The sequence below is a fragment of the Marinobacter sp. ST-43 genome (assembly GCF_030541085.1).
In the GTDB taxonomy this organism is placed as follows: Bacteria; Pseudomonadota; Gammaproteobacteria; order Pseudomonadales; family Oleiphilaceae; genus Marinobacter; species Marinobacter nauticus.
Window position 1 is genome coordinate 271,007 of sequence record NZ_JASSVO010000003.1, and the last position, 23,989, is coordinate 294,995.

The following is a 23,989-nucleotide window of genomic DNA, read 5'->3' on the forward strand; positions in this document are numbered from 1 at the left end:
AAAAAGCTCAGGTTCCCGGATGTGCGTCAGACAAGACTGGTCAGCAGTCGGGGCTTCTCAACCACAAAACCCTGAGCGTAATCCACGCCCAGTTGCCTCAGCATATCCAGAACCTCACGGGATTCAACCTGAGAGGCAATCACTTCCCGTTCCATATAATGCGCCATATCCACCATGGATCTGACCATGGCCTGATCCGTCTGGTTGGCTGCCAGCTGGCCGGTAAAGGCACTGTCGATCTTGATCAGATCTACCGGCAACGATCGCATGAACTGGAAGGAGCTGGGCCCGCTGCCAAAGTTACCCAGGCAGAACCGGCAGCCAAGCTCTTTCATTTCCAGCATGAAATCCGCCACCGATTGCAGATCATGAATGGCAGAGGCTTCCGTCAGCTCGAACCAGAGACGCTCAATCGGTGCATCCTTCTCACTGAGCTTTTCGTAAATGAATTCCAGCAGTGACTGGTCGTTCAACGAATAGCCGGACAGGTTGATGCAGACACCACCCACATGGCGCGGATCCGGAGACTGGTCCCGCAGCCAGTCCAGCATGTGCCCCACCACCCAGCGATCCACTGCCTGCATGCGGTCATAGCGCTCGGCCATGCGGACAAAATCCTGGCCGGTAATCAGCTGCCCGCTGTCGTCGTACATGCTGATCAGAATTTCATACTGGGCCGCCATTCGGGTGTTGGCATGCAGAGGAATGATTTTCTGGCAACGCAGCAGCATGCGCTCTTCGTCCGGGTTACTCAGGCCGGCCACACGGGCCGCAATCTGTTCCTGCCGGGCCTGGTCGTCTGCGTCGAGCGTGTAGATCGAGAAACGTCCCGGGCCCTTGTCGCGAGCGGAATTGAGCGCCTGCTCGGCGGCTTTCAGCCATTTTTCGGCGCTGATCAGCGCGGGCAGTTCCGGCGCCAGGCCAACATTGGCATTTAATGTGTAACGCCGACCACCGTACTCAAAGGGTTCCGCTGCAATGGCTTCCAGCAGTGCCTTGGCAATTTCCGGCCCCTGTTCTTCAGGCACCAGCATGGCAAATTCATTGCCCCCGGGACGAGCCACCGGCATGCCGTCGCCCACATGCCGACAGATGAGCTCCGCCACCCGTTTCAGGGTTTCATCCCCGGCCTGGTAGCCCGCTGTGTCATTCAGCAATCGGAACCCGCGCAGGTCCAGTTGCAGCAATGCACGACTGTCTTCCCGGCGGGCCAGTTGCTGCTCCAGCATGCGCTCGAATTCCCGGCGGTTCAAAAGCCGGGTCAGTTCATCATGGGTGGATGCCCAGGACAGCTGGTCATAGACGTTGCGAACCATGCGGTCGATACTCTCGTCTACCAGCGGCCGGTCATACTGATTGTCCGGTACGATGATGCCTTTGCGCATTTGTCTGGCCAGTGCCTCCAGCTCCAGCTCAACCACCCGCATACCCTGGTGGTTAACGAAGACAAACCGGCTGAAGCCACGGGCAATCCATACCAGGCGTATATACTGAGGGTCTTCCGCCTTGGTCTGATCCCGCAGCCAGTCGCCAGTGCGCAAATGCTGGGCCCGGTTGATCCAGCGCTGCAGGCTCCGTTGCTCCCGTTCACTGCGCACCTGTTTGTCCGGGCGAGCATCACTAACCGCAGGCATTTCAACCATTTCCGGCGCCTTGTCAGGGCGACGCACCAGGAACTGTTTCAATTCATCCCGGATCTGGGAGGACGGCATATGGTTGCTGGAGATCGACGCCAGACCATCCTGAATCAGCCGTAACAGTTCGGGCAGGTTAATGCTGCTGTCCGGGTCCTCGGCAAAGGCCATCAACGAATCGATCACTGCCAGGTAATCCTGCCATAGCTGACTGTCTGGTCCCTGGCGAATCCAGGTCAGCGACAACAGGTCGCGCCAGCCGCCATCGAGCAGGCTGACCAAGGCCCTGGGGACCTTGCGGCCGGCCAGTTTGCTTTCCAGCGCGCTGGCCACGGCGGTTTTGGATTCGGCCACTTTCTGGGCACCTTCAGCGGCAGCGGTTACCCGCTCGACGTTGCGGCGATACACCAGGTTCTGGCGGTCTATCAGGGTGTCCAGCTCACCCACGGTCTGCTCGAAAACACCGGTATCCTGTTCGAACTCGGTAGCAATGCGGTGAATCAGCTCATCCACCCGGCGCTGCACCACCGGGTTCAGCCGGCCACCCTTTACGCCCAGTTGTGCCAGGCGGTTCATCACACCACGAACCGGGCTGTCCTGGTCCTCAAAGAATTCTGGATCACGCATCACCACTTTCAGCACCGGCACTTCCAGCTGACGCATGCGGCTCTGGGCGTAGTCACTGAGCTTGGGGCTTTCGACCACGCTCCGGAAAAACCGATCGACAACGTCCAGCGTTTCCTGCTGCTCAGCATTGAGCCGGATGTCACCAGTTTGACGTATCTTTTCGACTACACGGTCCCGCAAAGGCACAGCCGGCTCTTCCGGGGCCGCAGCGCGCAACTGCAGCTCCTGCAATTCCCGGTGCAGTTCACCCTGAGACAGCGGACGGGCATTGGCCGCAAACGGCTCTGGCGCCGGCTCACCATTCTCCACACGACTGGCCTGCAGTGTTGTCAGCAGGTTCCTCACCGTGGCAAAGGCGGTCTGGGCTGCGCGAGCGTACTCCCGGAACTCTCCGGCTACCCGGCTTTTCAGGCCACGGGCCGCTTGCCCGGGCTTGCTTTCCGGCGCCTCAGGCTGCGTTTTTTCCAGAGCTGTTTCGGGCTCCGGCTTCAGCGCCTCGGCCGGCGGCTCCTTCCTGGCCGGCGCCTGCTCGCTCAGATAGCGGGACAGGTCCAGATCCGGCAACACGCCATGCCGGATCAGGATATTGTTCAACTCGCGATACAGCGGCTCCAGCTGTTTGATCACCGTCTGTTCAAACGTCTTCAGGCAGACCTTTTCAACGTCCCGGCTGACTTTCAGCTGGGCAAGGGCGTTATGGAAGGCTTCACACACCAGGGCGGGGCCAAGGGGATTATGATGGCCGGTGCGATTGGCGATACCTAGCTTGTCCAGCCTCAGCTTGAGCTGCATCAAGTCGCCACGGTACTGGGTATCTGCACGGGTAACCATCACCCTAATTGCAAGCCAGTCCTCAAACTCGTTTTTGTCCACCACCGACAACACTGAACCGGGCGCACCTTTCGGCTCCGGTTTTAACGGTGACTCCAGACTGCGACTCATGTAATGCCAGAGCACCCGCTGGCGCCCCTGAATCTGGCCGGAGGCATCCATCAACTCATTGGCAAGCTGATCATTGGGGGCTTTCTGGGCAGCAACATGCAGGGCGTCCACCGTCTGCACAAAACAGGCATCCATCAGTGGTTCAATAAACCGCGTAACCGTTCTGGCACACTGGTGAAGAACAAACTGAACGCGCTCGCTGGGGGCGCGAAGTGATGACCGGGACTGATCACCGGAGCTGCCACACAACTGGAGCATGGCATTGAAGGCATCGGAATCCGGGCGGGTAAAATGCACGCCCATAGCACCGTCAATGCGCCGAACCGGGCTGACATGAAGTTCGTATCGACGATTGCCCTCAAGACCCCGGAACCGAACCACCAGTTCGGTAACACCGCCGCGAGCAAAGGCCCGTTCGATTTTGCCTGAGGTTTCACCCGAATAACGAATGAACATGCCTTCGGCACAGAAATCAGCAATCTGACAGGGCCACGCCTCACCATTACCGGCATCTATTTGAGCGGCAAGTTTGATCGGCTGCCGGGGGCTGCTGCGACGCTCTCTCGGATCCATTAACTACCTGACCAGTTACAAAGCCGGCATGTTGCCGGATGCAGAAATCCGGCCAACGTCCCTGAGTGGGTTTAGGTTCCAGCTGTTATGATAAGGCCTGTGGCGGTCGGTTAAAAATCTGTGACAGCCGTCGGCGAGTAAGGAATTGTACAGCCTAATACCCACAACATCATAATATGATGATTCATGAGACAGCTTAGTCAGATCTATCTCCTTTTGCTACTGGTAACACCCCTGATCGGCTGTACGACCATTGGCTACTATGGCCAGGCCATCGGCGGCCATGTGTCCCTGATGATGAAGGCCAGGCCCCTCAACCAGGTGATCACGGCACCGGAAACCGACCCGGAACTTCGTCGACAGCTTGAGCTGGCAGCGCAGGCGCGGGCGTTTGCGGCTCAGGAACTGGCTTTACCCGTGGACGATGCCTACAGTGAATACGTGGCACTGGGCCGACCATGGGTGGTGGTGAATCTGGTCGCCGTGCCGGAGTTTTCGCTTACCCCCCACCAGTGGTGTTATCCGTTTGTGGGCTGCCAGTCCTATCGCGGGTACTTCCGCCTGGCCGATGCCCGGCAGGAACAGACGGCCTTCCAGGAGCGCGATTACGATACCTTTATCGGCGCTGTTACCGCCTACTCCACCCTGGGCTGGTTCGATGATCCGTTGCATACCGGGTTCACCTCTCTGACGGATGACCGTATGGTTGCCCTGATGTTCCATGAGCTAGCCCACCGAGTTCTCTATATCAACGGTGATACCGCCTTTAACGAAAGTTTTGCCACCGCCGTGGAACTGGAGGGGCTTCGGCTCTGGCTGCAGCAGCAAGGGGCATTGGAAGGTTTTGACGGTGCTCTGGCACGACTGCAGCACCGAAGACAGGCTCTGGCGCTGGTCGAGGATACCAGCGAGAAACTGCAGCAGCTTTATGCCAGCCAGAACCATATGGACAAATCCATGCTGCGTGCGCACAAGGCCCAACTGCTCGACGAGCTGGCCCGGAACTACGCCAACCTGGCCGATCATTATGAAGAGCCGGGGCCATTCGGCCCGCCGCCGGTGCAGCTGAATAATGCACAGCTGGCATTGTTCCGGCAATACAATCAGCATGTTCCCGCCTTCCGGCAGATGCTGAAAGAGCTGGACTACCGCTTCCGCGATTTTTACCAGGCTGTCGAGGAGCTTTCCCGACAGCCGGCGGACAGTCGCACTGCACAGCTGGAATTACTGGCAGAGCGGTTTGTAGAACACCTTTGAATTACGCTGGGTGTTATATGAGGCCAACTTTGGCCCCGGCAGATCCTGCACGGCGGTAGGCAGGAAACCGCGTTCCCGGAACCAGTGTTCGGTTTGGGTGGTCAGAACGAACAGTTTGTGGACGCCCTGGCCCCGGGCCAGCTTTTCAACCATGGCGAGAATCTCGTCACCACGGCCGGCACGGCGGTAGGAGGGATCGACCGCAAAACAGGACAACTCCCCGGCGCCCTCCTCCGGATAATGGTACAGCGCGGCGCAGCCGACAATGGTGCCGTCCCGCTCCGCCACCACAAACCGGTCGATTTCGGTTTCCAGCATTTCCCGGGAGCGGCGAACCAGCACGCCCTGCTCTTCCAGCGGCTGAATCAGCTCCAGAATACCCCCGATATCTTCTACCCGCGCCTGGCGGATCTGTTCGTAGTTATCACCACTGACCAGGGTGCCGGAACCATCGCGGGTAAACAGCTCCTCCAGCAGGGCGCCGTCTTCTACATAACTGATGATGTGGGCGCGCCGAACGCCTTTGACACAGGCATCGCAGGCGGCCTTGAGCAAGGCCGCGTCGTGACCGGTCACGGCATTGTCGTTCAAGCGCTCGGACGCCTGACGGGCGGACAGTTCGCGTATCAGGCTGCCGTCTTCTTCGAGCAGGCCTTCGTCGTCGATGAAGACAATCAGTTTCTCCGCCTGCAGCGCCGCGGCCACCTGGCTGCCGACATCCTCATAGGAAAGATTGAAGGCATCGCCGGTGGGCGAATAGCCCATCGGCGGCAGCAGGACAATATGCCCCAGCTCCAGCAATTGCTCTATGCCGCGGGTATCAACGCGGCGAACACGGCCGGTGTAGCCAAAATCTATGCCGTCCAGCACGCCAACCGGTTTGGCGGTGACGTAATTGCCGCTGCTGACCCGGATCCGGGCGTTGTGCATGGGTGAGTTCACCAGCCCCATGGAGAGCTGGCTTTCCAGGTAGGCCCTTAGCCCGCCAATGGCTTCCATAACCATCGGCAGGTGGTTATCGGGGGTAATACGCAGGCCCCGTGCGAAGGAGGATTCCAGGCCGGCGTCATCCAGCCGCGACTGAATCTGGGGGCGGCCACCGAACGCCACCACCAACTTGACGCCAAGGCTGCCGAGCAAAGCGATGTCGTGGATGATGTTGATAAAATTGCGGTGCTCGATGGCATCCCCGGGCATGGTCAGGACGACGGTTCGGCCGCGATGGGCGTTGATGTACGGAGAGGAATGGCGGAATCCGTGCAGCCAGTCGTTTGATTTCAAACCTTTATTCCTTATACCCTGATAATGCTTGCCAAGAATGGAGAATGCCGGGACGGTTTTCCGCCCGCCTTACCGTCAGTCTACTCAAAGACAGAACCTTTTGATCAATCCCTTGAGGATATCCACCGTCGGCTGCAACTGGGACAGTTCAAGAAACTCGTCCGGCTGGTGCGCCTGGTCGATCGAACCTGGCCCCATCACCAGGGTCTCCAGCCCCAGTTGCTGCAGCCAGGGTGCCTCCGTGGCAAAAGCAACGGCGTGTGCCGTGTGGCCCGTGAGTTTCTCACAGGCTTTGACCAGAGCGGCGTCGGCCGGGGTTTCAAACGGCGGTACGCCGTCAAACAGGGGGGCAAACGTGAGTTTGAGTTCCCGCCGCTCGGCCAGAGGCTGCATCCGGTCAAGAATCGCCTGGCGCAGGGTGTCCATGTTCATGCCCGGCAGCGGGCGCAGGTCGAAGTGCAATTCGCATTGGGCGCAGATGCGGTTGGGATTGTCACCACCGTGGATACAGCCCAGGTTCAGGGTGGGCACCTGTACCTCGAAGTTGGGATTGCGGTACTTTTCCTGCCATTCGCTGCGCAGGGCCAGAAGTTCGCCGAGCGCCTCGTGCATGCCTTCCAGCGCGTTGCGGCCCAGGGCCGGGTTGGAGGAATGGCCCGATTGCCCGTCAAACCGCAACCTTTCCATCATGATGCCCTTGTGCATGCGCACTGGTTTGAGATTAGTGGGCTCGCCGATCACCGCGTAACGGGCTTTCGGTTTGCCGGCTTCTGCCAGTGCCCGGGCGCCATTCATCGAGCTTTCTTCGTCAGCAGTGGCCAGGATAATCAGCGGCTGCTGCAGGGGCTCGCCGGCAAAGGCTTTGGCGGCTTCAATGGCCAGCGGGAAAAAGCCCTTCATGTCGCAGGTGCCCAGACCGTACCAGCGGTTGTCCTTTTCCGTGAGACTGAACGGATCACTTTGCCAGCGTTTGTCGTCAAACGGTACGGTGTCGGTATGGCCTGAGAGTACCAGTCCACCCGGACCGCTACCCAGAGTGGCGATCAGATTGAACTTGCCGGGCATGCCCGGCACTTCCATGATCTCGACGGTAAACCCCAAGGGTTCGAGCCACTCTGCCAGCAGGCGGACCACACCTTCGTTACTGTGATCCCACTCCGGCGAGGCACTGCTGATGGATGGCAATGAAATCAGCCGGGTCAGCATGTCCCTGATACCCGGCACCCCTGTGCTTGCGCTTGCAGTCACTTATTGCCTCCCGTCCCGGCGCTATTCCGGGCGGCCCCGGCGCCAGACTTCAAATTGTGTAATGGCACGAATCAGAATGGGGTACGCCACTTCGCCCCCGGCCACTGTGCGGGCGATTTCCATATCCCGCTCGCCAACGCTGACCAGTCGCCCCTCAACCTGGTTTTCATTCGAGAGCGTAACCCTTACGCGCCGGCCAAGCCAGGTATTGGCGTTCTCAACACTATCAGGGTACCACTGCTCAAAATCCGGGTCTTCCGGCGGTACCACAGGCTCCATTGCCTGCGCAGGCAATGCTGGTTCCACCCGTTGCATTTCGGTCAGGTACACATCCGGCACGGTGGCACCGTTATAGGATACACTCAGGCCGGCGCCGTTTTCCGAATCAGTGCGTACGGGCAGCCCAAAGGTTTCAGAGCCGGGTGCAAGCATCATGGTCAGCTCGCCCCCTTCGGTCAGCCATTGCCGATACAGTGCCAGCAACTGCGGGCTGGCTTCCAGGCCCCGAGCCTGCAACCCTTCCTCCAGCGCCGCAACGCCCCGCCCTGCCCAGTCGCTGACCTCCAGCCCGGTCTCGCGAGCACAGTAGGCAGAGAGCCGGCGCATCAAGCCCGCGTCGCGAACGGTCAGCTGCAGTGGTCCGGCACCCATCGAGGCTGGTTCGGCCAGATTGCCCATGGTCAGTCTGGCGTCTGGCCACACCAGCTCCAGGCTTCCGGTTTCACGGGTATTCAGTTCAAAACGCAGCGCATCGGGACTCTGCTCCAGCATCATGTCGCCCCGGATATCAGGAATCCCCATACGCATCAAATCCCCACTGCCCAGCTGCTGCCGGGGATCCGGCGCACAGGACAGATTGCCGAGGGGGGCCTGACTGGTTTCATCCGGTGCCGCCGTCACCCAGTTCCGGAACATGGTGGGTTCCAGCATGATGCTGGCGCGCTCAACGGACAGCCGCCAACTGGCCGGCAAACGCTCAGGGCTCATCAGTGTGGTCACCAGGGTGACCGGAGAACCGGTTTCCAGCTCCATCAGGCCCATCTGCAGTGGCTGTGTGAGCCGGAAATCCTCCCAGTGCGCCTGCCGGAGTATGACCCGACCATCCACGGAGGAGCTGATGCTACCCCGCTCAAGTACACCGTATTCCGATAATGCCGTGCGCGCCTCTGCCAGACGCTGGTCCGTCAGCCACCAGACGCCAGCTTTAAAGCCGGCGAAGGCCACTATTCCTGTGATAACGAGAAATGACAGCAGGCGTTTCATCCGGTAACTCCCGGCCAGAAGTATCAGTTACGGGAAATCAGCGTACCGACACCCTCGTCGGTGAAGATTTCCAGCAGGCAGGCGTGGGCCACACGTCCGTCGATGATGTGGGAGGTGCGCACGCCGTTTTCCACCGCACTCAGGGCACAGCGGATTTTTGGCAACATACCGCCATGGATGGTGCCGTCTTCAATCAGATCGTTCACCTGCTGGGCGGTCAGGCCGGTCAGCACTTTGTCCTCCTTGCTCTTGAGGCCGGAGACATTGGTCAGCAGAATCAGCTTTTCCGCCTTCATGGCTTCTGCCACCTTGCCGGCTACCAGGTCCGCATTGATGTTGTAGGAAGCGCCATCCGGCCCGACACCGATGGGCGCGATAACCGGGATCACGTTGCTGCGGGTCAGCATGTCGATAACATCCACGTTGACGCTTGCGACCTCGCCAACATGGCCAATATCGATGATTTCAGGTCGCTCAAGCTCCGGCGAGCGATTGACCACTTCCAGCTTCCGGGCCCGGATCAGATTGGCATCCTTACCGGTCAGGCCCACCGCGGTGCCGCCGTGGGCATTGATCAGGGAAACGATTTCTTTGTTCACCTGGCCGCCGAGCACCATTTCAACCACATCCATGGTCTCGGCATCGGTAACGCGCATGCCGTTAACGAAGCGGGACTGGATATTCAGGCGCTCCAGCAGCTCCCCGATCTGGGGGCCGCCGCCATGAACCACGATGGGGTTGATCCCCACCAGTTTCATCAGCACCACGTCCCGGGCGAAACTGCTTTTCAGGTCTTCGTTCTCCATGGCGTTGCCGCCGTATTTGATCACGACCGTTTTGCCGGTAAACCGTTGGATATAGGGCAGGCCCCGGCTCAGTACCGAGGCCACCTGCATTGCTGTTTCACGATCCAGCGCCATGATGTTGTGTTAATCCTTACGACAGTAATGGGTTTCAGAATTCCGCCACGAGGTCTGGTGCCGCTTTCTGCAGTTGCTCCCGGAACACGGATTTGATCCGTTCCAGTGCCTGTTCGGTTTCGGCTTCGAAGCGCAGAACCAGAACCGGCGTGGTATTGGACGCACGGCATAGCCCCCAGCCATCGGCATAATCTACCCGAATGCCATCAATGGTACTGATATTGCCGTCACCAAAATCCGCCTGCTGACCTAGCCGTTCAATGATGGCGAACTTGTCGCTCTCGGTCACCTCGACATTCAGCTCAGGGGTACTGATATCCTCGGGGAAGTCTTCAAAGACTTCATCGGAGTGACGATCCTCAATACCCAGGATTTCCAGCAGCCGGGCAGCCGAGTAAAGGCCATCGTCAAAGCCGTACCAGCGTTCGCCGAAGAAAATGTGTCCGCTCATTTCGCCGGCCAGCAGGGCTCCGGTTTCCTTCATTTTCGCTTTCATCAGGGAATGGCCGGTTTTCCACATGATCGGGCGCCCTCCGGCCTCCGAGATCACGCTGGCCAGCCGGCGGCTGCACTTCACGTCATAGAGCACATCCGCGCCGGGATTGCGGGACACTACATCCCTGGCAAAGAGCATCAGCAGACGATCCGGCCAGATGATCTTGCCGGTATTGGTGACCACGCCCAGGCGATCGCCGTCGCCATCAAAGGCCAGCCCGATATCGGCGCCAGTCTCCTTAACCTTGGCAATCAGATCCTGCAGGTTCGCGGGTTTGCCGGGGTCCGGGTGATGATTCGGGAAATCACCGTCCACTTCACAATACAGTGGTGTGACTTCACAGCCCAGTTCCTCAACCAGCATGGGGCCCAGCTCTCCGGCAATGCCATTACCGGCATCCACCACCACTTTCAGCGGCGCGGCCACAGCAATATCACCGACGATACGGTCCAGATAGGCGCGGCGCACGTCGTCCCGGGATTGCTCCCCCTGCCCGCTGACAAGGTCGGCGGTCTGGATGCGCTGGTGCAGCTTCTGGATAGCTTCACCAGACAGAGTCTCTCCCCCCAGCATGATCTTCAGGCCGTTATAGTTGGCCGGGTTGTGGCTACCGGTCACCATAACGCCAGAACCGGTCTGCAGGTGATGGGTTGCAAAGTACAGCACCGGCGTGGGGATGGCGCCCAGGTGAATGATGTTGCAACCGGTCGCCATGATGCCCCGCCCCAGCGCATCAGCCAGTTCCGGGCTGGAATGACGGCCATCGTAGCCAATACAGATATCTGTGACACCACGCTCGGTCGCTTCCGAGCCGATCGCGCGACCAATGACTTCAACCACCCCTGCCGAAAGGCTCTGACCAACGATGCCCCGGATGTCATAGGCGCGGAAGATTTCCGGGTTGATCTGAACCGCAGGCACCTCGGCCTCAGCCACTTCAGGAATGTCCTCGTCGAACAGGGAATCCTCGGAGCCACCAAAGCCGAGCACATCCTCGTCACCATCGAGCATGTCAATGTCCGGCATGTCCTTGTCCTGAAAGAGTGGTTCATCCTCCGCCGTCGCTGCCTTGCGGCGGGCAGGAGCCGCTTTGGGCGCAGCCGACTCCGCGGCCTTGGCCACCCGCTTCTCAACCATCTGGGACAGACGGAACAGCACTTCTCCGGTGGACGCCACCATATCCCAGCGCAGAGCCGGCAGTTTCATCCGCTCGCCTCCGAACACCTTGTGGGCCCACTGAATGAGCGCTGTCACATCCTGACGTATTCCACGCTGAGCGTTGCCAAGAAGCATCCAGACCAGAACAGCCGCCACCAGCGCAGGCACCCCCACCAGAATCGCCAGGAGAATGGTGCTTACCGGCGCCACCGGTGCCGAAGCCGGTTGGTAACGGACGGACCAGTCCGGGTTGATCAGGGTGCGAGACAGCTCAGGGCCGCCGCCGTTACCGGCGCTGGCCACCGTTCGTGAAGCGCCGGACACGGATTGGACCAGTGACAGCTGGCCCCCGAGTTGCGGGTTGCTCACGGCCAGCATTGGCCGTATGTGGGAGGCTTCAAAAACCGCCAGCACGCTACCAACCACGGCATTGCTGGTGGGATGACGCACTGCCGCGGCAAATTGCAGATACCACTGATTGTCGCGGGGGAAGGCATCCGGCAACAGGTTCTGTCCATTTTCTGCCCGCCGGGCCAGTTCCAGGCCCGCAAATCCCAGCAGGGTATCGCCGTTACCGGTCCGGGGCACTTCCCGGTAAGGGAAGACAAACACCTGAGCGGAACCGGGCAGCGCCGTTTGCAATTGTCCGGCGAGATTGGCCAGATCAGACCGCTCGGCCAGAGCAAGGGCAGCGTAACGCTGGTTCGCCACCGCCCGAACCTGTTCCTGCAGCGCCGTCAGTGACTGATTCAGGCGACGTTGCGCAGTGTCTACCTCCATGGCGCTGGCCGCCTCATAGCGGGCCTCCCCCGCGGGCACCACCACCAGAAAGTGGGCCAGCACCACCGCGACCACGCCGGCCACCAGCACCACCAGCGATTGGTTCAACCCGACCGATCCGAGTTTCTTTAAACCGGAGCCAGCGGCTTCTTTTGACGTTTTGGACGGTTTCTGTTTCTTTCCGGGTTTCTTGTCCGGCTGCTCATCACCGGAAGACGCGTTGGTTTTTTTCTTGGCGAATTTCATAATGCATCCCGCAGTTATTTTCTTTCCCGGATAGGTCTGTATCCGCTGAGTATAGACGCCGGCCAGTTATCTCGCTGCCAGGTAAAGATGCCCGACTCAGTGGCTCCCGGTGGAGCCAAAGCCACCTTCACCCCGGTCACTGGCATCAAATTCGGTCACAATCTCGAAATCCGCCTGTACCACAGGCACCAGCACCATCTGGGCAATACGTTCGCCCACCTCGATGGTGAATGGCGTCTGGCCCCGGTTCCAGCAGGACACCATCAACTCGCCCTGGTAGTCAGAATCGATCAACCCCACCAGATTTCCGAGCACGATCCCATGCTTGTGTCCGAGTCCGCTCCGGGGCAGGATCATGGCAGCCAACCCCGGGTCAGCAATATGCACAGACAGGCCGGTGGGAATCAGGTGGGTCTCACCCGGCATAACGGTCTTGGCTTCCTTTAATGCCGCCCGGAGATCAAGGCCTGCAGAGCCTTCCGTAGCGTATTCGGGAAACGGAATCGCGGTACCAATGCGATCATCCAGAACCCGTACCTCAAACTTTCTTTTACTCATGCCTGTTCAATCCTGTTGCTGTGGTCTGCAATCAACGCCACCAGACGGGCAGCGATCGCCTGTTTGCTGTCCGGCCCGATGGATTCCGAACCCTCAGGCCAGAACACCGTAACCGCATTTCGATCGCTGCTGAAGCCGAGCCCGGGCACGGACACATCGTTGGCGACAATCATATTGAGTTTCTTGCGCTGCATCTTGTCGGTCGCATAGCGCGCCACGTCCGTGGTCTCAGCGGCAAAGCCAACCGTAAACGGCGCATCGGCCCGGGCCGCGATGGTCGCCAGGGTATCGGGGTTACGGACCAGCGCCAGGCTCATGTTGTCGTTGGTTTTCTTGATTTTCTCGCTGGCGAACACCTCGGGCCGGTAATCTGCCACCGCGGCCGTGGCGATAAAGATATCGCAGCCTTCATCGACCGCCTTGCTGGCGGCTTCCAGCATCTCCTGAGCGGTGCTGACAGGCCGGACATCAACCCCCGCTGGGGCCGACAAACTGACAGGTCCACTGACAAGCACCACCTCGGCTCCGGCGGCAACGGCTGCACCGGCCAGGGCATAGCCCATCTTGCCCGAGCTGTGATTGGTAATGTAGCGCACCGGATCGATCGGCTCCCGGGTTGGCCCGGCCGTGATCACCAACCGTTTGCCTGACAGCGGCCCGGTAGTTTCAACCACGCCCTCTCCGTTTACCAGACGAGCCAGACGTTCCGGCTCAAGCATGCGCCCAGGACCGGTATCACCGCAGGCCTGTTCGCCCTGGTCCGGTCCCCAGACGGTAATCTGCGGGTCTTCCGTCAACAGCGCCAGATTCCGCTGGGTACGGAAGTTCTTCCACATGGCCTGGTTCATTGCGGGGGCCAACGCTATCGGCGCTTCGGTGGCGCAACAGACCGTGGTCAACAGGTCATCGGCCAGCCCATGGGCCAGACGGGCCATAAAATCCGCAGACGCCGGCGCTACCACAACCTGATCGGCCCACTTGGCCAGCTCGATGTGCCCCATGCCAGCCTCGGCTTCCGGGTCAAGCAGCGAGGAGCGCACCGGTTCGCCGCTCAGAGCCTGATAGGTCAGCGGCGCAACAAATGCCTCCGCGCCACGAGTCATGACAACCCGGACTTCGTGACCCGCCTTTTTCAGCAGCCGAACCAGCTCCGCACTTTTATAGGCGGCAATACCACCGGTAATTCCCAACAATATTCGCTTGGCGGTCATGCGGGCTCCGTAATCCCCTAAAATGAAAGAGTTATAAGATAGCATGCCAAGCGCAGACGGGCAGCCTGCCAGCACCCCTGTTCGTTTACCAAATGTTACCTTTTGGAGTAACCTTTGTAATTTCGAGAACCCGGTGCAGGACGCATCCCCCAAAACCAGCAAGGAAGCAAACATGACCTCCAGCCATTGGCCCGCCGATGAGCGGCCCCGTGAGCGATTGCTCACTCACGGCCCTGACTCCCTGTCTGACGCAGAACTCCTGGCCATTTTCCTGCGCACCGGCACCACCGGCATGCCGGTGATGGCCCTGGCCCGACACCTGATCACCGAATTTTCCGGACTGCGCGGCCTGATGACCGCCTCGCGCCGACAGTTCTGCGAGGTCAAAGGCCTGGGCACCGCCAAGTACGCCCAGGTGCAGGCTGCCATGGAAATGGCGAGGCGAGTGATGGACGAGCCTCTGCGCCAGGGCGACCCGCTGCGTTCACCGGAGGATACCCGGCGCTTTCTCACCAGCCGTTTAGGCACTTATCCTCATGAAGTGTTCGCTGGCCTGTTCCTGGACAATCGCCACCGGGTCATTCAGTACCGGGAACTGTTCCGGGGCACGATCGACGGCGCCGCCGTCTATCCCCGTGAGGTGGTACGCCAGGCTCTGGAGGACAATGCCGCCGCGGTCATCTTTGCCCACAACCATCCGTCCGGCGTGGCCGAGCCAAGCCAGGCTGACATTTCCCTGACCCGCCGGCTGAAAGAAGCCCTCGGGTTGGTCGATATCAGGGTTCTTGACCATATGGTTATCGGCCACGGTGAGGTAATATCCCTCGCTGAACGTGGATTGATGTAGCCCCGTAAAGGATCCCGCCCCGAAACTGGCCAAATTCCCAACAATTTTTTGCGTTGGACAGCCAGTTCTGGTATAAAAGCGTCCCTTTCTGGCGGCGTCTGGCGAGCAGCGTTCTGTTTCAGAAGCGCAAACCGGCAGCAGGTATGGCTCCGGAGCAACCAGAGACGCATTAAAAACGAATTCGTATTGATAGAGACCATTGCTCAGGTCGGAGGCAAGTATGTCCAGAGTTTGTCAGGTTACCGGTAAGCGTCCGGTTACCGGTAATAACGTTTCCCACGCGATGAACCACACTCGTCGTCGTTTTCTGCCGAATCTGCAGAACCACCGTTTCTGGGTTGAGTCCGAGAAGCGTTTCGTGAAGCTGCGCGTTTCCACCAAGGGCATGCGCATCATCGACAAAAAAGGCATTGACGCTGTGCTGGCCGATCTTCGTGCCCGCGGCGAGAAAGTTTAAGGAGCCGCATCATGCGCGAGAAAATCAAGCTGGTATCTTCAGCAGGCACTGGTCACTTCTACACGACCAAAAAGAACAAGCGTAACACCCCGGAAAAAATCGAGATCAAAAAGTACGATCCGGTTGTCCGTAAGCACGTTGCGTACAAGGAAGCCAAGATCAAGTAATTGGTCCTGCCTCCACAAAAAACCCGGCATCTGCCGGGTTTTTTATTGTCTGAACATACCAGACAAGGCTCAGAACGTTTCCAGATAGCCCTTGGGCAACGCCACATCCATGGCAATGGGAAGGTGGTCGGAGACCGGGTAGCTCACCACCTCAGAGCGCCGGATTTCCAGCGAGGGACTGACAAGAATGTGGTCCAACGCCTTTTCCGGGCGCCAGCTCGGAAAGCTGTGGGCAGTATCTGGCAACGGAATCAGATCGGTTTCTTTCAGCGGTGTTCGTGTCAGCAACTGCTCGGCATGGGCATTCATATCCCCCATCAGCACCACATGCCGATAGTTCGCGATCTGTTCGCGGATAAATCCAAGCTGCTTCTGCTGGGCCGACTTGCTGAGGGACAGATGCATCAGAACCAGCACCAGCGGGTCTTCCTCATCACCATAGCGCGCAATGATAGCGCCACGCCCGGGAATCAATCCCGGCAACTTGTGTTCGGTGACATCCAGCGGGCGAAAACGGCTCAACAGCCCATTACTGTGCTGGGCAATCTGGCCGAGATTACGGTTTAACTGCTGATACCAGTAAGGAATCCCGGCCGCCTCGGCCAGGTATTGCACCTGATTGATGTAACCACTACGGAGACTGCCACCATCACACTCCTGCAGGGCGACCACGTCATACTGGCTGAGCAGGGTGGCAATCCGATCCAGGTTTTCATAACGACGGCGATTGGGCAGGAAATGCTGCCAGCTGCGGGTCAGATAATGATGATAGGACGAGGTGTTGATACCAACCTGAATATTGAATGTGAGCAGTCGAATATGCCGGTGGGCCTCGAACGCCGGCACATGCTCGCTCCCGGAACTGGCACCCCGGGAGCTTTCCTGATTTCTGAGTATACCGTTCAGCTGGTTACGGATTCGCTTGTACATTATCAGCCGCTTCTCCGGTCAGCCCATCCAGCGCCCGGCGAACCGCATGGCGTCCTATTCAGACCCGCTGCGCTCTTTTTCCGCCAGATACTCCACCACCTTCAGGGTGTTTTCGTGACTACCCGCCATGGAGGCACTTACCACGTACTTGCCATCAACCAGCATAGTCGGTGTACCGGTAATGCGCGCGCCACGAATCTTGGCCTGGGCCTGCTGCACTCTGGCACGCACCCCGAAACTGTTGTAGTTTTCCAGAAACTTCTCGGCGTCCACGCCATACCCGGCAACAAAATCAGCCAGAGCTTCCGGGGTATTGAGGGGACGGCGCTCTCCGGCCAGGGCATCAAACAGCGCGTCATGCACCTTGTCCAGCTCGCCCATCGCCTCAAGGGCATAGAATGCGTAGGCATGCGGCTCCCAGCTGCGGCCCAGTGCCGCTGGCAGCTTCACATAGTTGATGTAGTCCGGAGCCTCCGCTTCCCAGGCTTCAGCCAGCGGCTTGAAGTTGTAGCAGTGCGGACAGCCGTACCAGAAGACTTCCGCCACTTCGACACCGTTATCCGATGCCGTTCTTACCGGATTATCCAGTACCCGGTAATGCTCTCCGGCCACCCAGGGCTGGGCATTGACCAGGGAAGCGGCAGACAACAGTGAAAGTGCCAGAACGGCGGAAGACGTCAGGGTTCTGATCATCGGGAATCTCCGAGCCATCAATGAATTTTAACGGGGATTATGACCCAGGGATGCGAAAAAGTTCCACCGGAGGGCCAAAGGAATGCGTTACCGAACGGTTAGGTATTATGAATACCGGATACCAAAAACCCCGCCGAGGCGGGGTTTTCAGTCGTAACTGACGGCTGTCGATCAGTTCAGGCCGGATACGTAGCTGGCGACCGCCTCAATCTCAGCGTCTGTCAGCTTGGAGGCAACATCCATCATGATGCCGGCATTCGCGCCTCCAGCACGCTCACCCGCCCGGTAAGCCTTCAACTGCTTGATAACATATTCTGCAGTCTGCCCGCCCAACGCAGGGTAACCTGCCGGCTCGTTGCCAATGCCGGAGGGGTTATGGCAACCGGAACAGGCCGGTACACCAGAGGCCATATTGCCGCCGCGGTACAGTGCCTGACCCTGTTCAACCAGATCCGGATTGGCCTGACCAACAACCATTTCCTGGCTGTTGAAGTAGGCAGCCAGATCCTGCAAATCCTGATCAGACATGGCGTTGAGCAGGCCCGTCATTTCAGGAATGGCACGATCCCCGGATTTGATGTCAACCAGCTGGTTGTACAGATATTTCTCGCCCAAACCGGACAGTTTCGGGTACACAGCCATTACCGGCTTGGCTCCACCCTGACCATGACAGCCCGCACACACTGCTGCGTTCTGTTCACCCGCTGCCGGATCTCCTGCCCCGTGAGCCATCGCTGTAAGGCCAACTCCGAGAACAACTCCTGCGATCAGTCTTTTCATGCTCGCTCCGCTTCTCTCATCTTTGCATCTTGAAAGTATTCTTCGTTGTGCAGCCGGCAGGCACTGGGTCGTCAGGTGCAAAACCGGGGCATACAGCGGCAACGCGAGGCGTCCCGCCGGAAATTGGTGTAGCATTATACATTAATCGCCGATAACTGAAATCCAAAGGAACACCAACCGTCGTGGACCCTGATCTGACTCAAAAAAGCCTCTCGTTCAACAGCGCCCGTTTTCTCATCAGCGCCTCCAAACTGGACGAATGCCCCCCCGACCATGGCGCTGAAGTTGCCTTTGCCGGCCGCTCCAATGCGGGCAAATCCAGCGCCCTGAACGCTATCACCGCCAACGGCAAACTGGCTCGCACCAGTAAAACCCCCGGCCGGACCCGGCTGATCAACTTTTTCAGCCTGAACCGGGAACATGCTCGTCTGGTCGACCTGCCCGGTTACGGCTATGCGAAAGTGTCCCGGGACATGAAAGACGACTGGCAACAGCATCTCGGCCATTACCTGAATGATCGCCGCTGCCTGCGTGGTCTGGTTCTGGTGATGGACATCCGGCACCCGCTCACCGATTTCGACCAGATGATGGTCGAATGGTGTGAACATAACCACCTTCCGCTCATGATTCTGGCCACGAAGGCCGACAAACTGAAGTTTGGTCAGGCAAAAACCGCCATGCTGGGTATCGCGAAAAAACTGAAGGAATATCAATGTGTGGAGCACCTCATCATGTTCTCCGCCACCTCCAAGCGCGGAGTCGACGAGTGCCGGGAAGCGCTGACCCACTGGCTGGAAGCCTCGGAACAGGCGCCGGTTGAGGCATAAAAAGCCGGCCTGAAGAAGACAGGCCGGTGAAAACGTCAGGGTTTGCGACGTGCTATGTGCCTCTGCAACCACAGAGGCCGAAAACCTGAGAACTCACTCAGGAGACGCAGGGAGTGTCCGGTTCCCAACGTCATTAGCTGTGACTGCGCCGCATTCAAAAAGTTCAATTTCAGATCAAACTTTGACCAGGCCAGCCAGGCTCATGCCTCAACGCCAGAAACACCCTGGGCTTCAGGCAAGGTAGGACGGTATTTTTCTCGCAATGCCAGCACCCGCTCACGATACTCCGGCGTGAGATAGGGCACTTCCAGTGTCAGCACCTGATAGACCCCCTGTTTTAACTCGGTCAGGGACAGACTGGCAGGCTCCTCGGCCGCATGAGCCGTCTTCAGGAACGCCATCCAGTTGGTAATCACCAGCCAGACATTCAGTGACATGGCCGAACGCAGATCCTCCGGCTGAGGCTGGATAATGCCGGCATCCGCCAGCTTTGCGAAAATCCGGTTGATGGCCGCCAGACAGCGATTGGTAAACTCCCGGTAGTCCCGGCGCAGCCGCGGGTCACTGTCGAGCAGGTATTCCAGATCCCGGTGGAAGAAGCGATAGCTCCAGAGGCCGTCAAACACCGACTCCAGATAGAAGGTCATATCCTCCAGGGTGATCGGTCGGTCTTCCGGAATATCCAGGTAGTAGTCCACCAGCTTTTCATATTCCTGGAAAATCTCGTAGATGATGTCGGACTTGTTGCGGAAGTGGTAATACAGATTACCCGGCGATATCGCCAGGTGCGCGGCAATGTGATTGGTGGTGATGTTGCGCTCACCCTTGTCATTAAACAGCTCCAGGCTGGATAACAGTATCTTGTCTCTGGTTTTCATCGTCATGCCGGTGTTTGTTGTTATCAGTGTCACGGATGGCCTAAAGAGCCATCCGGCTTTCTTGACTGCCTAGAGTATATACTCTAATAATAGCCTCAAGCGCAAATCGCACAGATTTTGGCCAACGACAATAACCGACTGCCAGCGCCTGTCGCTCCAGGCAGTCAGGGGGAGAAAACCATGGGTGCCACCGTCGTCCAGCTCACAGAGAGCAAGAAGCAGATCCAGCACACGCATCGCGTCTTTGAGGACCAGAAGAAGGCCTTCCGCAACAACCCGATGCCGTCCCTGACCGAGCGCAAAGAGAACCTCAAGCGTCTGAAACGGGCGCTACTGGCCCATCAGGATCGCCTGGTCGAGGCCATCGATCGGGATTTCAGCTGTCGCTCCAAAGACGAATCCCTGATCGCCGAAGTCATGCCGTCTATTCAGGGCATCAATTACACGCTGAAGAATCTTGGCGACTGGATGAAGCCCTCCAAACGCCATGTTTCGGTTCTGTTCCAGCCCGCCAGCAACAAGGTTTACTACCAGCCAAAAGGAGTTGTAGGCGTCATCGTGCCCTGGAATTACCCTCTGTATCTGGCGGTCGGTCCACTGGTCGCTTCCCTGGCGGCTGGCAACCGCACCATGATCAAGATGTCGGAATTCACTCCGCACACGTCGGCCCTGTTCAAGGAGATCATCGAGTCGATGTTCCCGGAGGATCTGGTGTCGGTGATCACTGGCGAGGCCGATGTGGCGGCCGATTTCTCCCAACGGCCTTTCGATCACCTGCTGTTTACCGGTTCTACTTCGGTGGGCAAGCTGGTGATGCGCGCGGCAGCCGAAAACCTGACCCCGGTAACCCTTGAGCTCGGCGGCAAATCCCCGGCCATTGTTTCGCCGGATGTGCCGATGGAAGATGCGGCCCAGCGTATCGCCTTCGGCAAAGCCTTCAATGCCGGCCAGACCTGTGTGGCACCGGACTATGTGCTCTGCCCCGCCGACCGGGTGCAGGCGTTCGTGGATGAATTCCGGGCACGGTTCGCCGAGATGTACCCGAGCCTGCGGGATAACGACGACTACACGGCCATCATCAATGAGCGCCAGTACAATCGTTTGCAGGGCTATCTGGAAGATGCCAGGGCCAAGGGGGCTGAACTGGTGGAGATCAATCCCGCCAACGAGAACATGAAGGACGGTACCCGGAAGATTCCGCTGACACTGGTGCTGAAGACCACGCCGGACATGAAGGTGATGCAGGACGAGATTTTCGGCCCGATCCTGCCGATCATCAGTTACGGCAGTCTGGACGAGGCGATCCATTACATCAATGACCGGCCACGGCCACTGGCGCTGTATTTCTTTGGCTACGACAAGTCGCACCAGCAGCATGTGGTGGACAACACCCATTCCGGCGGCATGTGCATCAATGATGCCCTGATGCACGTGGCCCAGGACGACCTGCCGTTCGGCGGGATTGGTGATTCCGGTATGGGGCACTATCACGGTAAGGAAGGCTTCCTGACCTTCTCCCATCACCGGGCGATTTTCACCAAGCAGAAGTTCAACAGCGGCAAATACGTGTATGCGCCCCATGGTACGGCGGCGCATCGGTTGGTATATAAGCTGTTTATTCGTTAATCAGAGAACACCACTTCTCTCCAGCCCCAGCCTTCGGACTGGGTGCAGGCCGGCGGGAGGGAGGTCTTTCCGGGACACGCCGTAAATACTTCCCTGTAGGCTTGAGCAAAACATCCCTGTTTTGCACAGTCCCGGAAAGACCTCCCTCCCACCGGCGATCAAACGTTTCGCAACGCGCAAAAAAAAGATAACAAAACGGCCAACAATCAGATGACAGACCCAGTTTCGACAGACAGCTCGCCCAACGCATCCTCTCTGGACCGCCGCAGTTTCCTCAAAACCGGTTTAGGCGGCGCGGTGTTCCTGAACACCATCAGCCTCTCTGCCGGGCTAACCGGCTGCGCTACGGCCCCCGCAGGCCGGGTCAGCTCGGTCGACAGCCGCATGGACGCCCGCTACCAGTTCCAGTTTCTGAGCCGGGATGACATCGCCCTGTTCGAGGCCCTGTTGCCGGCCATGTTTGCCGGAGCTCTGCCGGAGGAACCGAACCAGCGTCGCTTTGCCATTGCCGGAACGATTGAACGGATCGACCAGGGCATTGTGAAGTTCGGCCCGGCGAACCAGCAGGAGCTGCGCAAGCTCTTTGATCTGCTTAACTTTGCCCCCACCCGGATCGCCCTGGCCCGGGTATGGTCAGACTGGCCCTCAGTCAGTACCGCCGATGCCGACGCGTTTCTGCGGCGCTGGCGCGATAGCCGGATCGGACTGCTGAACAACGGCTACATTGCCCTGACCAAGATCAGCAACGTCGCCTTCTATGGGCATGAAGACCACTGGCACCTGTCTGGTTATCCGGGGCCTCCCGCCTGGATGGTGGATGCCTTGCCACAGTTCAAACCTGCCGTTTGAGAAACCCCGGATACCCATCGTATTAAGGAGCGAAGTATGTCCATGAACGATCCCATTGCCCGGGGACTGGCTGCCGGCTGGAATGTGACCGACGCCAGCAAACTGAGCGAAAACCGCACGGTAGAGGCGGATGTTGTGGTTATCGGCACCGGTGCCGGGGGCGGCACAACCGCGGAGATCCTGGCCCGTCAGGGGCTGTCGGTTATTCTGGTGGAAGAGGGTCGACTGTATTATCAGAAAGACTTCAAGATGGACGAGCTGACGTCCTACGCCAATCTTTACCAGGAAGGCATGAGCCGGGTCACCGCCGATGGCGCCATCGCGATTTTGCAGGGCCGCTGTGTCGGCGGCTCCACCACGGTAAACTGGACCAGTAGCTTCCGCACCCCGGACGAAACGCTCACCTACTGGAGCCAGGAGCTCGGCCTCGAAGGACTGGCACCGGACGCCATGGCCCCATGGTTTGAGGGCCGTGAGCAGCGCCACAACATGGCGCCCTGGGAAACCCCACCCAACCTGAACAACGACATCCTGCGCCAGGGCTGCGAAAAACTCGGCTACTCCTGGCAGGTAATCCCAAGAAACGTCAAAGGCTGCTGGAACAGCGGTTACTGCGGCGTGGGCTGCCCTACCAACGCCAAACAGGGGGCACTACTCACCACCATCCCGGGCGCACTGGATCACAAAGCACAGCTCTTCCACGGTCTGCGGGCAGAACGCCTGGTGATGAGTCAGGACCGGATCGACCACCTGCTCGCCTCCGCCATGGGCCCGGATGGCGTCACCCCATCCGGCATTATGGTCACCCTGAAAGCCCGGCAATTCGTGGTCGCCGCCAGCGCCATTGGCTCCCCCGGCCTGCTGCTTCGCTCGCAGTTGCCCGACCCTTACCAGCGCGTGGGCAAGCGATCGTTCATCCATCCGGTCAACGCCACCGTCGCCCGCATGCCGGCGAAAATCGACCCGTTCTACGGCGCTCCCCAGTCCATCTACTCGGACGAATTCAATTTCAAAGCAGGCACCGACGGCCCGGCAGGCTACAAACTGGAAGTACCGCCCCTGCACCCGGCCATGGCAGCCGGCGTGGTACCCGGCCACGGCCAGCCACAGCGAGACAACCTGGGCCAACTGCCCTGGATGCAATCAGTCATCGCCCTGCTGCGCGACGGCTTCCACCCGGACAGCCCCGGCGGCACAGTATCACTCAGAGACGACGGCAGCCCGGTACTGGACTATCCGATTACCGACTACCTCTGGCAAGGCTTGCGCAAAGCCTACCTCACCATGGCCGAAATTCAGTTCGCCGCTGGCGCCGAAGCCGTCCAGGCCATGCACCTGGACTCTGACTGGTACACCAGCTGGAACCAGGCCAGAGACGCCATCAACAACCTGCCCATGAAACCCCACCGCGCCCGCCTGTTCACCGCGCACCAGATGGGCGGCTGCAGCATGGGCACAGACCCGGAAACCTCGGTGGTGAATGGCTTCGGTGAGCATCACCACATCGCCAACCTGAACATCCACGATGCCTCCATCTTTCCCACCAGCATCGGTGCAAACCCGCAGTTGTCGGTGTATGCGTTGGCAGCGAGGAACAGCTCGAGACTGGCGCAGAGGCTTGCCAACTCTGCCTGAACCGCGATTAAGAGGCCACCTTCCAGAGAGGCAATAAGGAGTCTGAAGTAGGAGGCCGGGGCGGCCAGCACTCCAGTTGATCACGCAGGTCGGGGGCGGGTTTCCG

General features: G+C 59.1%; 20 protein-coding genes. 8 read left to right on the plus strand and 12 right to left on the minus strand.

Annotated features, from left to right (window positions below; all coding sequences use genetic code 11):
• Positions 1-26: 26 nt before the first annotated feature.
• Entirely contained in the window at positions 27-3,776 is a 3,750-nt protein-coding gene (locus tag QPL98_RS07300) for a DUF1631 family protein (protein WP_303292985.1), read from the minus strand.
• 186 nt (positions 3,777-3,962) lie between these two features.
• Between QPL98_RS07300 and QPL98_RS07305 the strand changes: the two genes are divergently transcribed.
• The gene (locus QPL98_RS07305; RefSeq protein ID WP_303292986.1) at positions 3,963-5,033 is read left to right on the plus strand and encodes an aminopeptidase; all 1,071 of its coding nucleotides are present in this window, start codon (positions 3,963-3,965) and stop codon (positions 5,031-5,033) included.
• On the opposite strand, the gene argA is transcribed toward QPL98_RS07305, so the two are convergent.
• The 7 genes from argA to coaBC form a co-directional block, all read right to left on the minus strand.
• Positions 5,001-6,314 carry an amino-acid N-acetyltransferase gene (argA, locus tag QPL98_RS07310; RefSeq protein WP_303292987.1) on the minus strand — a complete coding sequence of 438 codons (1,314 nt, stop codon included), beginning with the start codon at positions 6,312-6,314 and terminating at the stop codon, positions 5,001-5,003. The genes QPL98_RS07305 and argA overlap by 33 nt on opposite strands.
• Positions 6,315-6,398: 84 nt before the next feature.
• A complete protein-coding gene (gene argE / locus QPL98_RS07315) occupies positions 6,399-7,562 on the minus strand; it encodes an acetylornithine deacetylase (RefSeq protein WP_303292988.1) in 1,164 nt (387 codons plus the stop codon).
• A gap of 21 nt (positions 7,563-7,583) precedes the next feature.
• Complete coding sequence (locus QPL98_RS07320; protein ID WP_303292989.1) at positions 7,584-8,825, minus strand: acetylornithine deacetylase; 1,242 nt, start codon at positions 8,823-8,825, stop codon at positions 7,584-7,586.
• A 23-nt stretch (positions 8,826-8,848) separates the two neighbouring features.
• Positions 8,849-9,745 (minus strand): acetylglutamate kinase, encoded by an 897-nt coding sequence (gene argB, locus QPL98_RS07325; RefSeq protein ID WP_014422830.1) that lies wholly within the window; start codon positions 9,743-9,745, stop codon positions 8,849-8,851.
• A 34-nt stretch (positions 9,746-9,779) separates the two neighbouring features.
• Complete coding sequence (locus QPL98_RS07330; RefSeq protein WP_303292990.1) at positions 9,780-12,425, minus strand: phosphomannomutase/phosphoglucomutase; 2,646 nt, start codon at positions 12,423-12,425, stop codon at positions 9,780-9,782.
• A 96-nt stretch (positions 12,426-12,521) separates the two neighbouring features.
• Positions 12,522-12,983 carry a dUTP diphosphatase gene (dut, locus tag QPL98_RS07335; RefSeq protein WP_014422832.1) on the minus strand — a complete coding sequence of 154 codons (462 nt, stop codon included), beginning with the start codon at positions 12,981-12,983 and terminating at the stop codon, positions 12,522-12,524.
• A complete protein-coding gene (gene coaBC, locus QPL98_RS07340) occupies positions 12,980-14,194 on the minus strand; it encodes a bifunctional phosphopantothenoylcysteine decarboxylase/phosphopantothenate--cysteine ligase CoaBC (RefSeq protein WP_303292991.1) in 1,215 nt (404 codons plus the stop codon). The genes dut and coaBC overlap by 4 nt, the downstream gene beginning before the upstream one ends.
• Positions 14,195-14,366: 172 nt before the next feature.
• On the opposite strand from coaBC, the gene radC reads away from it, so the two are divergent.
• The 3 genes from radC (at position 14,367) to rpmG (ending at position 15,665) form a co-directional block, all read left to right on the plus strand.
• The gene (gene radC / locus QPL98_RS07345) at positions 14,367-15,041 is read left to right on the plus strand and encodes a DNA repair protein RadC (protein WP_303292992.1); all 675 of its coding nucleotides are present in this window, start codon (positions 14,367-14,369) and stop codon (positions 15,039-15,041) included.
• A 220-nt stretch (positions 15,042-15,261) separates the two neighbouring features.
• Positions 15,262-15,498, plus strand: coding sequence for a 50S ribosomal protein L28 (rpmB, locus tag QPL98_RS07350; RefSeq protein ID WP_011786975.1), 237 nt, complete (start codon positions 15,262-15,264; stop codon positions 15,496-15,498).
• 11 nt (positions 15,499-15,509) lie between these two features.
• Positions 15,510-15,665, plus strand: coding sequence for a 50S ribosomal protein L33 (gene rpmG / locus QPL98_RS07355; RefSeq protein WP_008173465.1), 156 nt, complete (start codon positions 15,510-15,512; stop codon positions 15,663-15,665).
• 69 nt (positions 15,666-15,734) lie between these two features.
• Here the strand turns inward: rpmG and QPL98_RS07360 are convergent, their stop codons facing one another.
• From QPL98_RS07360 to QPL98_RS07370, 3 genes are all read right to left on the minus strand, one after another.
• The gene (locus QPL98_RS07360) at positions 15,735-16,595 is read right to left on the minus strand and encodes an endonuclease/exonuclease/phosphatase family protein (RefSeq protein WP_303292993.1); all 861 of its coding nucleotides are present in this window, start codon (positions 16,593-16,595) and stop codon (positions 15,735-15,737) included.
• A gap of 54 nt (positions 16,596-16,649) precedes the next feature.
• The gene (locus QPL98_RS07365; RefSeq protein WP_303292994.1) at positions 16,650-17,288 is read right to left on the minus strand and encodes a thiol:disulfide interchange protein DsbA/DsbL; all 639 of its coding nucleotides are present in this window, start codon (positions 17,286-17,288) and stop codon (positions 16,650-16,652) included.
• Between the two features lie 171 nt (positions 17,289-17,459).
• The gene (locus QPL98_RS07370) at positions 17,460-18,068 is read right to left on the minus strand and encodes a cytochrome c (RefSeq protein ID WP_011786978.1); all 609 of its coding nucleotides are present in this window, start codon (positions 18,066-18,068) and stop codon (positions 17,460-17,462) included.
• Between the two features lie 182 nt (positions 18,069-18,250).
• Here QPL98_RS07370 and yihA point away from each other — a divergent pair, with 182 nt between their 5' ends.
• Positions 18,251-18,895: a ribosome biogenesis GTP-binding protein YihA/YsxC gene (gene yihA / locus QPL98_RS07375; protein WP_011786979.1), complete on the plus strand. Its 645-nt coding sequence runs from the start codon at positions 18,251-18,253 to the stop codon at positions 18,893-18,895.
• Between the two features lie 200 nt (positions 18,896-19,095).
• Here yihA and QPL98_RS07380 read toward each other — a convergent pair whose 3' ends face one another.
• A complete protein-coding gene (locus tag QPL98_RS07380) occupies positions 19,096-19,773 on the minus strand; it encodes a TetR/AcrR family transcriptional regulator (protein WP_303292995.1) in 678 nt (225 codons plus the stop codon).
• 180 nt (positions 19,774-19,953) lie between these two features.
• Here QPL98_RS07380 and QPL98_RS07385 point away from each other — a divergent pair, with 180 nt between their 5' ends.
• From QPL98_RS07385 to QPL98_RS07395, 3 genes are all read left to right on the plus strand, one after another.
• Entirely contained in the window at positions 19,954-21,399 is a 1,446-nt protein-coding gene (locus QPL98_RS07385) for a coniferyl aldehyde dehydrogenase (RefSeq protein WP_224850496.1), read from the plus strand.
• Positions 21,400-21,609: 210 nt separating this feature from the next.
• Complete coding sequence (locus QPL98_RS07390; protein WP_303292996.1) at positions 21,610-22,248, plus strand: hypothetical protein; 639 nt, start codon at positions 21,610-21,612, stop codon at positions 22,246-22,248.
• A gap of 36 nt (positions 22,249-22,284) precedes the next feature.
• A complete protein-coding gene (locus QPL98_RS07395; RefSeq protein WP_303292997.1) occupies positions 22,285-23,883 on the plus strand; it encodes a GMC family oxidoreductase in 1,599 nt (532 codons plus the stop codon).
• The last annotated feature ends 106 nt before the right edge of the window (positions 23,884-23,989 follow it).